We start from the raw sequence: 12,758 nt of genomic DNA, 5'->3' as shown, positions 1-12,758 counted from the left end.
ACCGCCATTTAAATCATTTATTCAAGTATGAATTAAGAGAACAGATCATTCTCAGCTCTGCGATGATATACTTTATCATCTACAAATTCCTGTGTTGCAAGCAAAGCAGGGTTCGGCATTCTTTCGTAAGCCTTTGAGATTTCAATCTGTTCTTTATTCTCGTGAATTTCTTCAAGACTATCGGTATGACTTGCAAACTCTTCCAGTTTATTATGCAATTCTTCCTTTAAGGAAATATTGATCTGGTTGGCACGTTTAGCAATCACAGCAATTGATTCATATAAATTACCTGTTTTCGCCTTCAAGTCAGCCACATTTTTTGTTTCAACAACATTGCTGGTGTTGGCGCTAACTTTTCGTATCAGTCTGCTCATTTTTATTTGGTTTTAAATTATTTGAAGAAAGATTAAAATATTTTTCTGCGTCTTTTAAAAGCTTGCTCTCAGGGAAACGATCAACAAAATCATAGTACTCTTCTACCACCTTTTGAAAACGTTCCTTCTGCTTTTCCTCAATACTCATTTGAGCGTACTGATAATAAGATTTTATGATCATCAGCTTATACTCGTCTGCTCTTTTCGACTCAGGATAGCTATTCAGTAAGTTTGTGAAGGTAATTGCTGCTGCTCTATGTGAACCTACGTTATAATAAAGTTCGGCGCTTTTATATTCCTTCTCTTCAAGCTTTGCATAACATTCGTCAATAATTTTCTTGGCATCTTCGGCTTTTGAAGACTCAGGATAGTTATTAAGATGAGCCTGCATTGAACCTATTGCTTTCTGGGTCGTTGTTTGATCCAGATCTACACCGGGCGATTGTTTATAATAACAATACGCTCTCATATAATCAACCTCAGCAGCTTTTTGGCTTTTGGGAAATACTTCCAGGAACCCTTTAAAAAGATTTTCTGCACTCAGGTAATCCTTCTGATAGAAGCCACAGTAAGCGTACTTATAATAAAGATCTTCAAAGCGTGGATCGTTCCTTAATAAGGGGAACAGATCTTCGTAAAGAATCTGTGCCTTACTGTATTTCTTGTTGGCATAGTATTGCTCTGCCATACCAAGTTTATACTCAACGTCTTTACTCTTGAGGATATTTGTAATAGTCTTTTTATTACACCCTGCGAGTGAACCGATAACAACCACGAAAAATACTAGACGGATAATCAAATTCATAAAAGCCAGCAAAGTTAAGATTTTCGGGCAAATTAGGGCTATCCTTTTTCTGAACAGGAAAACACCGGTTAATCTTTTCCTAAAGAAAAGCCCCCCGGATGACCGGAGGGCTTTATAAGCAATTAGTCTATATTAACTTATTTCTTTTCTGCACGGAGCTCAACTACTGAAGGATCGCCTTCATGACAGTCGTACTGAGCAACCACACGATCAGCGCTGATACCTTGTACTTCTACCAGGTATTTAACGATAGCGTCAACACGCTTCTGACCTAATGCCTGACCTGATTTGCTCTTAGCAGCGCTACCGCAAACGATCAATTTACATTCTGGGTTGCCACGGAGTGAAGTAGCTACGCTACCAACCAGTGCTTTACCTTCTGCACTTAATGAGCTGGAGTTGCCACCGAAATTAATGCTTGGAAGATCAACCAAGTTACAAGCTGGAGGAGCAGCAGCTAAGTTCTTACAGCACTCAGGATCTGGACACTTACCAACACCGTCAGCATCTACTGGCTGGCACTGAGTTGGAGTGATCAATTCCTTATCCTTACAATCCGGAACACCATCACCATCAGTATCACGAGCAACACCATGTGTATCAACCGGGCAACCAGCTGGCGTATTAGGTTCGTTATCGAACTGATCAGTTACACCATCACCATCAGCATCATCCAAAACTGGTTTTGGAAGCTTCATGTGACGGGGAGCATTTAACTCGTTGTAAGCATAATCCAATGGATTTAACCACCAGAGAGGCTCAACAGATTTAGCACCAAGGCTATAGTTGAAATTAATGTTTGTATAATGCCAATTATCAAAATCACGAGTTAAAGAAGCATCGCCCATTGAATGCTCCTGCCAACGTTGTCCATCAAGAAGATCGTCTTTAACAACAGTTAATACTTCTTCAATACCAATGCTGAAACGCTTACCCACTTTGAATGCAACACCAGCACCAACCTGTACCATTGGGCGGAAAGTCATATCAAATAACTTAGGACGACGCAGTTGGTGACCATCAGCCGTACTTTCATATTTTTTATCCATGGCCGCTTTCAAGTCACGACGAATATCACGCTTGTTCTTATTTGCAACCTCGTATTTTGCATAAATAGACCTAAAGTCTGCAGCATAAGTTCCATCATTTGCATTAAGGGCATCCACTTTGGTTTCGTAAACCATACCACCAATACCACCCAGACCATAGATAATAAAGCTGGTTTTTGATTTATGGAAACGAATATTGTTTAAAGTAATGATACCCTGCAAAGACAATTGGTGCGAAATTGTTCTGAAATTATAATATACGGGATCCATAAGTGCATCAGTAATCGGTACATATGCACCAGTAGTGCTCAAGTCCTTTGAAGAAAATTGATACAATTGACCGCTTTGCCCACCTGCAGGAATGCCTGGATACCGCATATTGACCGGTGCTGCATAGTTAGATTTCCAAGCAGGATTTTTTCCGTAATTAAATGCAGGAGTCCAGTTTAATCCTTTTGCGATACCGCCTGCATATTGCAATCTTGCAGAAAAAATATAACCGAAGGCTTTACGTACATGGGCACCCCACCCGATTTGAGGAATAACAGGTGTAACGTCACCAGCTACCAAAACATTACCAACGCTTAAGCCAATTTCCCACTGGTTACGTGGTTTTGCCGGAAAAGGTTGTTGGTTTTGTAAAAATTCGTTGTGTTGAGCTTGAGACTTTTTAGGAATCAGAGAGGAGTCTTTCCAATCGTAGCTCTGAGCGGTAAGATTTGTTAAAATAAAACATAGGGCCCCTATAAGAAGGGTGTACTTTTTGCTTGCCATAGTTGTTGTAATTAAGTTTCGAAAATTCCTGATGATTAATGCAAAAATAGAGATCACAGTTTAAAAAGCAAATTTTTTGCAATTTATTTACAATCAGATAGTCATATAAGACCTATTTCGCACAAATATAGCTGCATTCTATCCAAATTATAGGAAAGATCTTCAATTAATGTAATTTGCCAACCCATGAGCGCTTCCTCCTCCATTCAATTATTGGTTAAAGACGAATTACTGGCTTTTGAAGAAAAATTCCGCCAGGCTGTTAAAAGTAGGGTGTCCCTGCTCGATCGGATTATGCAATATATCATCAAGCGAAAAGGAAAGCAGGTAAGGCCCATGTTTGTGTTCCTGAGTGCAAAATTGTTTGGTCCTATTACCGAAAGTACTCACCGTGCTGCGGCTTTGGTTGAACTACTTCATACGGCTACGCTTGTTCATGACGATGTGGTGGATGAATCGATGGAGAGAAGGGGCTTTTTCTCCATTAATGCGTTGTGGAAAAACAAGATCGCTGTGTTAGTTGGCGATTATTTGTTGTCGAAGGGCTTGTTACTTTCGCTGAAAAATGACGATTTCACCACTTTAAAGATATTATCTGAGGCAGTTGAGAAAATGAGCGAAGGAGAACTGCTGCAAATAGAAAAGACAAGAAAACTCAACCTGAGTGAAGAAGTTTACTTCGAGATCATCAAAAATAAAACAGCTTCCCTATTATCATCTGCATGTGCTGCAGGTACCTGGTCCACGACAATGGATGTTGAAAAAACAGAACAGATGAAATTGTTTGGAGAAAAAGCAGGAATAGCTTTCCAGATCAAAGATGATCTTTTTGATTATGGCAGCGCTTCTATTGGCAAACCAACAGGGAACGATATTAAAGAAAAAAAACTGACACTGCCACTCATTTATACGTTGAATAATGCAGATGCTGCCAAGAAAAAAGAATTGATCTATCTTCTCAAAAACGAGAACAGGCAGAAAAAAAATGTACAATATATCATTGATGAAGTAATTAAAGCTGGGGGAATTACTTATGCTGCTGATACCATGAACCGTTATCGTGATGAGGCGATCACCATTCTTCACCAATTTCCACAAAATGAAATAAGAGACGGACTTGAAGCATTGGTAAGATATACCACCGATAGAAAATATTAAGCATGCAGAAACGATGGACCTTTTTAAAAAAAGACACTCAACGGATTGATGCACTTGCACATGAGCTCAAGATCCATCCTGTACTCTGCAGCATTCTTGTGCAAAGAGGATTTGATACATTTGAAAAAGCAAAACAATACTTCCGCCCGCAATTGAGCGATCTGCATGATCCATGGTTAATGAAAGACATGCAGAAAGCAGTTGACAGACTATTGCATGCATTTAACAAAAACGAAAAAATTCTTGTATTCGGCGATTATGATGTTGATGGTACAACAAGTGTTGCCTGCATGTATCAATTTCTTTGTTCTGTTTACGATCCTGCACGTTTAGATTTTTATATTCCCCATCGTTATCGTGAAGGGTATGGTGTATCAAAACAAGGAATTGATTTTGCAAAGGCAAACGGGTTTAATCTCATCATCTCCCTCGACTGTGGGATTAAATCAATTGAACTAATCGCTTATGCAAAAGAGTTAGGCATTGATTTTATCGTTTGCGATCACCACTTACCCGACGCTGAAGTGCCGATTGCGGTTGCTATTCTCAATCCTAAACAAAAAGACTGCTATTACCCATACAAAGAACTATGTGGTTGTGGTGTGGGATTTAAACTCATTACAGCACTTGCACAAACGCTGAACCTTGAGGATGAACACGTGCATCGCTATCTTGATCTTGTTGCAACAGCTATTGCAGCAGACATCGTTCCGATGACGGGAGAAAACAGAATCCTTGCTTTGCATGGATTGAAACGGGTGAATGAACAACCATCAAACGGTATAAAAGCATTAATGTTTTTAAGCGATGTAAAGACTACCATGCATATCACCAACTTAGTTTTTTTGATTGCACCAAGAGTGAACGCTGCCGGACGAATGGATGATGCACGTAAAGCTGTACAGATGTTCATTGCTTCAACCTATGAAGAAGCATTAAGCTTCGCAGAAATGTTGCATGCGGATAATGATGAACGTAAAGAAGCAGATATGTCCATCACAGAAGAAGCTCTTGCGATCATTAACGGTAACGAACAACTGAAAACAAGAAAATCAACTGTACTGTATCAATCACATTGGCACAAAGGCGTCGTAGGCATTGTCGCTTCACGATTAACAGAACATTACTATCGTCCAACAATTGTACTCACACAAAGTGGCGATTATGCTGCCGGCAGTGCAAGAAGTGTAAATGGATTTAATTTATATGAAGCTATTCATGCCTGCCGTGAACATCTTCTTGGATATGGCGGCCACTTTGCGGCAGCAGGTCTTACTTTAATGCCTGAGAATATCGATGCGTTTACAGCTGCGTTTGAAAAAGAAGTAAGCCGCACTATTAAAGATGAGCAGCTTATTCCCGAAATTATTATTGATGAAGAGTTGCAACTGGCAGATATTAAACCCGGACTTTATAACATCATCAAACAAATGGAACCCTTCGGACCGGAAAATATGCGACCTGTTTTTGTTTCCAAAAAAGTGCGTGATAACGGTTACAGCAAAATTGTAAAAGATCAGCATCTGCGTTTAGTTGTAAAACAAAATGATACTGTTTTAACAGGTATCTTCTTTCGTGCAGCTCATTTATTTCCTGTTCTACAACAAGGCGCTTTCGACGTCGTTTATACCATTGATGAAAACGATTGGAACGGAACTGTAAGCCTGCAATTAAAAGTCATTGACATCAGACCATCTACTGATTGAAACTACTGCAACACATAAACTACTTCTTATACATCGCTTCAAACTGGGGCATCAGGCTAGGTTTCTTTACCTTAAAACAAGAACTAAGAGGTGAGAAAAAATATGGCATCAACAGTACTTCAGCTAACGATCTTGCAGAATTTCAAATAAAAGGAAATCAATTATCACATGCTACTGAATACATGCCGGTGAATTATTTCACCATTGAACATGTGCTTGAACATCTTCCAGCGAACGCAAAGAGAGGAATATTTTTAGATATTGGTTGCGGCAAAGGAAGAGCATTATGTGTGGCTGCTGCTTATGGATTTACAAAATTATATGGAATTGATTTTGCAAAACAATTGATCGAACAGGCAGAACAAAATCTTTCTCTTACAAAAGAACGTTTCCCATCCATTCAATATGAATTATCATGGAGCGACATTACAACGCTGGAAATCAGTAAAGACGTAAGCACAGTGTTTTTGTTTAATCCGTTTGATGAAGTGCTAATGAAGAAGATCATCCAAAAAATCAATAATTCTTTACAGCAATACCCACGTGACCTGTATGTAATTTATTGCAGCCCAAGGCACGAAGAATTGTTTTTTGCGGACGGTTATGACGTTTTATACCGAATCAAAAAATACAATTTCCTTGAAGGAATCATTCTTTCGAAAAGTAAGCCCAAGGTTTGAGGATGTTTCATTGTTAATAAATATTTCATCCCGATTTTTGGTGCGAAGCCATTGATAGGCCTTACATTTAATCTTCCAAATCCTGCCGATTAATCCGATCCTTTTCCTGTAATCTTCCACATTTTTTAAGTAACGTAAACTAAAGCAATGAGAAAACTTCAACTACGGTTGTTGCTGTCGCTACTATTTGTAACAGCATTTATCTTAACCAGTTCTTCGCAAGTAGTAATTAGTCAGGTGTATGGTGGCGGTGGAAATACCGGTGCAACTTACACGCATGATTTTATTGAATTGTTTAACAGGGGAACAAATTCCGTTAGCCTCAACGGCTGGTCAGTACAATACGCATCAGCAACAGGCACCTCTTGGGCAAAGACGGATCTTACAAACATAACCATTGCGCCTGGCCAGTATTATCTTATTCAGCAGGCACAAGGCGCTGGAGGCACGACCCCTTTACCAACTCCCGATGTAACAGGTACAATTGCAATGGGCGGAACAGCAGGCAAAGTAGCATTGCTAAATGTAAATACATTAATTACTGCCGGAACAAGTTGCCCAACAGGGCCAACAGTTGTTGACTTTGTTGGATTTGGTACAACAGCAAATTGTTTTGAAGGCGCCGGCGCAACTCCTGCCCCATCCAATACAAATGCTGTGAAAAGAGCTTTAAACGGTTGTACAGATAACAATAATAACGCTGCTGATTTTGCTGCAGGAGCCCCCACTCCGAGAAATACGGCTTCAACCCTAAATCCATGTTCAGGTTCTGTAATATCTGTTTCGGCAGCTGCCGGAACAAATGCAGCTGAGCCCGCTACCAATGGAACATTTACGATTAGCTCATCTGCGCCTGCTCCTGCAGGAGGGATTACCGTTACATATTCGTTAACAGGTTCGGCAACTATTGTAAGCGATTACACAAATCCGCAAGCCGGATCAGTAACCATTGCAGCAGGTAACACATCCGCAATTGTTACACTTAATACTGTTGATGATATTCTTATTGAAGGAACTGAAACAATTGATATTACTATTAATTCTGTTACAAGTCCTGCAATTATTGCAACAGGCAACGCAAGTATTAATCTTACAGACAATGATGTACTTGCAAGCCCATATATTTCTCTCGTAACGAGCTACACGCAGGATTTTAATTCCTTGGCCAGCACAGGCACATCATCAGCTCTCCCCACAGGTTGGTTATTTTCAGAGACATTAACTAATGCAAATGGATTATACAGCGCAGGTACAGGTTCGTCAACTTCAGGTGATACTTACAGTTTTGGAGCAAGCGGAAGTAGCGACAGAGCATTGGGCACAGTGCAATCAGGAAGTCTCATTTCAGTTATCGGTGCACAGATTCAGAACAATTCCGGAACTGTTATTACAAAATTAAAGATCAGTTATACCGGTGAAGAATGGCGGTTGGGTACAACATTAAGAGCAGACAAACTGTCTTTCCAATATAGTCTTAATGCAACCAGTCTTGCTAACGGTACATGGACAGACGCAACAGCTCTTGATTTTTCCACGCCCAATATCAGCTCTGTAATCGGTGCTAAAGATGGTAACGCAATTGAAAATAAAACAGAGGTTGTTTACACCATTCGTGGTTTATCTATTCCTGCGGGAGCTGTTTTTCTTATTCGCTGGAATGACTTTAATGCAAGCGGTTCTGATGATGGATTAGCAGTTGATGATTTCAGCATTGAAGCCAACCCTGTTGATCTTATTCCTCCTACAGTAACAACATTGGTTCCTGCAAATGGAACAACCAATACGCCTGTCAATCTTTCTGCATCTGTTACATTCAATGAAGATGTGATGAAAGGAAACGGAACGATTGTGTTGAAGAAAACAAGTGATAACAGTATTGTCCGTACAATTAATATTGCCGATGCAATACTTGCAGCACGCACATTAAGCGTTACACTCAACAATCTTCAAGTGAACACGCAATATTACCTTGAAATTTCTGCAGGTGCTATTGCTGATCTTGAAGGCAATCCTTTTGCTGGTATCACCGGCAACAGTACCTGGGCATTTACAACAGGCATCAATATTTATGTTGCAAATTTCCAGAACTGTACTTCAGGTTTGAGTGATGGCTTTACACAATACAGCCAGGTTGGAAGTATAGTTTGGGCATGTACTACATTCGGTCGTGATCCAAATGCTCCGGCAGGCACAACTGCTTTCCCAAGCGGTGTACAGATCAATGGTTTTTCCGGAGGTACAAATGTGCTGAATACTGATTGGCTGATCTCTCCTTCGTTCAATTTAACAGCAACCAATTATCCATTGCTTTCATTCTGGAGTCGCACTGCATTCAATGGTCAACCACTACAATTAAAAGTATCAACTGACTATGTAAATGGCGATCCTTCTTTGGCAACATGGACTGATATTAACGGCAAGTTCCCATCACAAACTTCAAACGTGTGGACCTTGTCAGAAAATATCAACCTTTCTGCATTCAAAGGAAGTAATGTGCATTTTGCTTTTGTGTATTATTCTGATGAAGATGAAGGTGCCCGTTGGACATTGGATGATATCAGCCTCGGCAATTCACCTGTGCCACCGCCACCAAGTTTAACTGTAAGTACTACTGATGTTCAGTTCGCATTTGCAGCAAGTGGAACAACTGCAACTAAAACATTCAGCTTTATTGGGAATGATCTGACGAATGATGTAATGTTAACATCAACAGGTGCATTTGCATTGTCAAAAGATGGCAGTAGTTTCAGTTCATCTATTTCATATACTGTCGCAGAAGCAAACAATCTTTCGAAAACAGTTTATGTTCGTTTTGCGCCCACGCAAAACAACCAGGATTTTGCAGGCAACATTGCAATTACAACCGGCGATATTTCTCAAACCATTAATCTGGGCGGAACAAGTATTGATCCGGTTACCACTCTTGAAGTAGTGAACTGGAACATTGAATGGTTTGGCAGCACAGGTAATGGCCCAACCAATGATGCACAACAGGAACAGAATGTAAAAACTATTCTCAGCAATCTTAATGCAGATGTGTATGCAGTTACAGAAATAGTAAGCGAAGAAAGATTAAAAGCGGTAGTAGATCAGATGCCCGGTTATACTTATGTGATCAGCAATTATGGTTCACATACAAATACAAGTATTAATCCTCCATCAGCATTGGCAACTGCACAAAAACTGGCATTCATTTACAAACCATCGGTGTTGAGTAATGTAACAACAAATGCATTGCTTTCGGCAGGCATTAACTCAGCAGCAGATGTCGCAAATCCTGCTTACGACTATTGGGCAAGCGGTCGTTTTCCATTTATGATGAGTGCAGATGTTACGCTCAATTGTGTAACTAAGCCTGTGAAATTTGTATTGGCTCATGCAAAAGCAAACACAGCGCCTACAGCAACATCTTACAACAGGAGAAAACGTGGTGCTGATACATTGCATTACACTTTGCAACAGAACTATGCAAATGATAACATCATTATGCTTGGAGATTATAACGATGACCTGGATGAATCGATCACAGATGGATTTACGATCACATCATATTCCATCTTCACCAACGATACAGAAAACTTCACACCTGTAACATTGCCATTAAGCCTGGCAGGTAAGAAATCAACGGTGAGTTATGACGATGTGATCGATCATGTAACCATTTCAAATGAGTTGGTTACCAACTATCTTCCGTCAAGTGCAAAAATTCTCACCGATGTTACATCACTTGTTAGCAATTACGGTTCTACAACATCAGATCACTATCCTGTATTCAGCCGTTACCGTTTCAACAACACAACAGCGCCTGCAGTAACCACCTGCGCTGCTGAAGTGAAATTCTGTGCTGCATCTCCAAACAGCTATTCTGTTCCTGCTTTTGTTGCAACCGATGATTGCGGTGATGCACTCACTTATAGTTACACGATTACCGGCGCAACTGAACGTAACGGTACTGGCAATGATGCAAGCGGCACATTCAACATCGGCACAAGTGTTATTGTATGGACAGCAACTGATAGTTGGGGTAATTCAGCAACATGCAGTACATCAGTAATCATCAATACAAATCCAACTGTTACTATTCCTGATGGATATGCATTACCAACAGGAACATTGGCAAACACAGTTTACATTGGCTATTCACCTGCTTCATCACTTACATTAACAGCAAATGCAAGTGGCGGCACGCCATCTTATAATTACAGCTGGTCAAGTGGAGCAACCACATCAACAGCGATAGTAAGTCCAACAACCGAAACAACTTACACAGTTACTGTAACGGATGCAAATGGTTGCCAGGCAAGTGCTAAAAAGGCTATCGATGTTTTGGATATCAGAAGCGGAAAGAAACTTGATAAAGTAACCATCTGCCACAAAACAGGCAGCGGATCACACAATATCAGCATAAGCCAAAGTGATGTAGTGAATCATTTAGCACATGGTGACATGTTGGCTAGTTGCACGGTAACAACTCCAACGACTTCAACAAGATTGGTGGGCACAGCAGCTGGTAAGCTTTCTATTCAGGTATTACCAAACCCATCAACAGTTGAGTTTACTCTTGTCATTAAAGCTGAACAGACCGGGAACATTAATTTGAGGGTGCTCGATATTCAGGGCCGAGTGCTGGAACAACGTACCAACATCAGCCCTACCCAGAAACTGACCATCGGTGAAGGGTTCCATTCCGGTATCTACTTTGCCGAAATAACCCAGGGAACTGATCGAAAAGTGATCAAACTCCTGAAACTCTGATCTTTGAATAGATAAATAAAAAAGCGCCCCGCTTTAGGTGGGGCGCTTTTTTATTAGGGATTACCTGCAAACACATTCAAAACCAATTCTTTCAGCCGATCTTTGCCAGCAAAGGATTTCAGGCTAAAATAATCCGCTTCCACTGCGCCATTTTCGGCCTCTTTCCCCTACCTTTGCAGCCCCAAATCTGTATTGGCAGATTCTTCGACTTAACGGTCGGAGTCCAATGGGCAAACCCAATTATTAATTTTAAATCACAAACAGTAATGAACAATTACGAAATGATGGTGATTTTTACCCCGGTTCTGTCTGAAGAAGAATTCAAGGCAGCACAAAAACGCTACACCGATCTACTCGCAGCAAATGGCGGAGAAGTGGTGAACAGCAATCCTTGGGGTTTAAAATCTCTCGCCTATCCAATCGAGAAAAAAACAACCGGTATTTACTGGGTAATTGAGTACAAAGCAGCTTCAGATTTCAATGCTAAGCTGAATGTACAACTCCACCGTGATGAGCAAGTGCTCCGTCACATGTACACTGCACTCGACAAATACGCCGTTGAGTACAACTACAAAAAGAAGAATGGCGTTCCTACTGGTAACTTAAAAGCGGAGGCATAAGTCATGGCAAAGAATGAAATTAAATACCTGACGGCGATTAAGACCGAGAAGCCACGCAAAAAATATTGCCGCTTCAAAAAGTATGGTATCCGTTACATCGATTACAAAGATGTTGAGTTCCTGAAAAAGTTTTTGAACGAACAGGGTAAGATCCTTCCCCGTCGTTTAACTGGTAACTCTCTTAAGTACCAACGTAAATTATCAGATGCAATTAAGAAAGCACGTCAAATGGCATTGCTTCCTTATGTAACTGATCTTTTGAAATAAAACAATTAGTGAACCTTTCCCTAACTCTCAGCCAAGGCGGAGAAGACAGTTGAAAAACTGGGTTTCGGAAACTAAAAAACAAAACAATGGAAGTTATTTTAATTCAGGATGTAAACACACTCGGCGGTAAGAACGAGGTAGTTAAAGTTAAGAACGGTTACGCTCGTAACTTTTTGATCCCTCAGAAATTCGCTGTTGAAGCTTCTCCTTCAAACGTAAAGCAATTAGCTGAGCGTTTAAAAGTGCAGAAGAAGAAAGAAGATGCAATGTTGGCTGAAATCAAGTCGGTAATTGCAAAACTTACTGAAGCTCCTGTTAAGCTTACAGCTAAAACAGGTACAAGTGGTAAGATCTTCGGTAGCGTTACAACCGTTATGATCGCACGTGCAATCCGTGAGCAAAAAGGTTACGAGATCGATCGCCGCAAGATCCACCTGTTGGATGAAGTGAAAGAACTCGGAACTCACAAAGCAAAAGTTGATTTTGCTAACGGTAACGAAGCTGAAATTGAAATTGAAGTTGTAGCTGAAGCTTAATTTCTTTTTGATCGAAATAATGAGTCCTGCTTTT

10 protein-coding genes are annotated in these 12,758 nt (G+C 40.4%); 7 read left to right on the top strand and 3 right to left on the bottom strand.

The features are described 5' to 3' along the window. Positions 1-32 precede the first annotated feature (32 nt). The 3 genes from WG954_RS09475 to WG954_RS09465 form a co-directional block, all read right to left on the bottom strand. Entirely contained in the window at positions 33-374 is a 342-nt protein-coding gene (locus tag WG954_RS09475) for a DNA-directed RNA polymerase subunit omega (RefSeq protein WP_129130186.1), read from the bottom strand. Further along, positions 349-1,179 (bottom strand): outer membrane protein assembly factor BamD, encoded by an 831-nt coding sequence (locus WG954_RS09470; RefSeq protein ID WP_340435835.1) that lies wholly within the window; start codon positions 1,177-1,179, stop codon positions 349-351. The genes WG954_RS09475 and WG954_RS09470 overlap by 26 nt, the downstream gene beginning before the upstream one ends. 137 nt (positions 1,180-1,316) lie before the next feature. After that, positions 1,317-3,002, bottom strand: a complete 1,686-nt coding sequence (locus WG954_RS09465) for an OmpA family protein (RefSeq protein ID WP_340435833.1) — start codon at positions 3,000-3,002, stop codon at positions 1,317-1,319. Positions 3,003-3,188: 186 nt separating this feature from the next. Between WG954_RS09465 and WG954_RS09460 the strand changes: the two genes are divergently transcribed. The 7 genes from WG954_RS09460 to rplI all read left to right on the top strand — a co-directional run bounded on the left by WG954_RS09460 (position 3,189) and on the right by rplI (position 12,724). Next, positions 3,189-4,160 (top strand): polyprenyl synthetase family protein, encoded by a 972-nt coding sequence (locus WG954_RS09460; RefSeq protein WP_340435831.1) that lies wholly within the window; start codon positions 3,189-3,191, stop codon positions 4,158-4,160. 2 nt (positions 4,161-4,162) lie between these two features. Further along, a complete protein-coding gene (gene recJ / locus WG954_RS09455) occupies positions 4,163-5,866 on the top strand; it encodes a single-stranded-DNA-specific exonuclease RecJ (protein WP_340435829.1) in 1,704 nt (567 codons plus the stop codon). Next, positions 5,863-6,546, top strand: coding sequence for a class I SAM-dependent methyltransferase (locus WG954_RS09450; protein ID WP_340435827.1), 684 nt, complete (start codon positions 5,863-5,865; stop codon positions 6,544-6,546). Before recJ ends, WG954_RS09450 begins: the two co-directional genes overlap by 4 nt. 147 nt (positions 6,547-6,693) lie before the next feature. After that, entirely contained in the window at positions 6,694-11,301 is a 4,608-nt protein-coding gene (locus tag WG954_RS09445; protein ID WP_340435825.1) for an Ig-like domain-containing protein, read from the top strand. Positions 11,302-11,567: 266 nt separating this feature from the next. After that, complete coding sequence (gene rpsF / locus WG954_RS09440; RefSeq protein WP_340435823.1) at positions 11,568-11,921, top strand: 30S ribosomal protein S6; 354 nt, start codon at positions 11,568-11,570, stop codon at positions 11,919-11,921. Between the two features lie 3 nt (positions 11,922-11,924). Beyond that, positions 11,925-12,188 (top strand): 30S ribosomal protein S18, encoded by a 264-nt coding sequence (gene rpsR, locus WG954_RS09435; protein ID WP_182804347.1) that lies wholly within the window; start codon positions 11,925-11,927, stop codon positions 12,186-12,188. Between the two features lie 86 nt (positions 12,189-12,274). Next, entirely contained in the window at positions 12,275-12,724 is a 450-nt protein-coding gene (rplI, locus tag WG954_RS09430; RefSeq protein WP_340435820.1) for a 50S ribosomal protein L9, read from the top strand. Positions 12,725-12,758 lie beyond the last annotated feature (34 nt).

Origin of the sequence: Lacibacter sp. H375 (assembly GCF_037892425.1) — a bacterium.
In the GTDB taxonomy this organism is placed as follows: domain Bacteria; phylum Bacteroidota; class Bacteroidia; order Chitinophagales; family Chitinophagaceae; genus Lacibacter.
Note: the sequence above shows the minus strand (reverse complement) of the source record. Positions and strands in the feature narration are given on the sequence as shown.

Coding starts and splice junctions, on each gene's coding strand:
- rpsF (WP_340435823.1), top strand. CDS start 11,568: ATGAACAATTACGAAATGATGGTGATTTTTACCCCGGTTCTGTCTGAA.
- rpsR (WP_182804347.1), top strand. CDS start 11,925: ATGGCAAAGAATGAAATTAAATACCTGACGGCGATTAAGACCGAGAAG.
- recJ (WP_340435829.1), top strand. CDS start 4,163: ATGCAGAAACGATGGACCTTTTTAAAAAAAGACACTCAACGGATTGAT.
- WG954_RS09460 (WP_340435831.1), top strand. CDS start 3,189: ATGAGCGCTTCCTCCTCCATTCAATTATTGGTTAAAGACGAATTACTG.
- WG954_RS09465 (WP_340435833.1), bottom strand. CDS start 3,002: ATGGCAAGCAAAAAGTACACCCTTCTTATAGGGGCCCTATGTTTTATT.
- WG954_RS09445 (WP_340435825.1), top strand. CDS start 6,694: ATGAGAAAACTTCAACTACGGTTGTTGCTGTCGCTACTATTTGTAACA.
- rplI (WP_340435820.1), top strand. CDS start 12,275: ATGGAAGTTATTTTAATTCAGGATGTAAACACACTCGGCGGTAAGAAC.
- WG954_RS09470 (WP_340435835.1), bottom strand. CDS start 1,179: ATGAATTTGATTATCCGTCTAGTATTTTTCGTGGTTGTTATCGGTTCA.
- WG954_RS09475 (WP_129130186.1), bottom strand. CDS start 374: ATGAGCAGACTGATACGAAAAGTTAGCGCCAACACCAGCAATGTTGTT.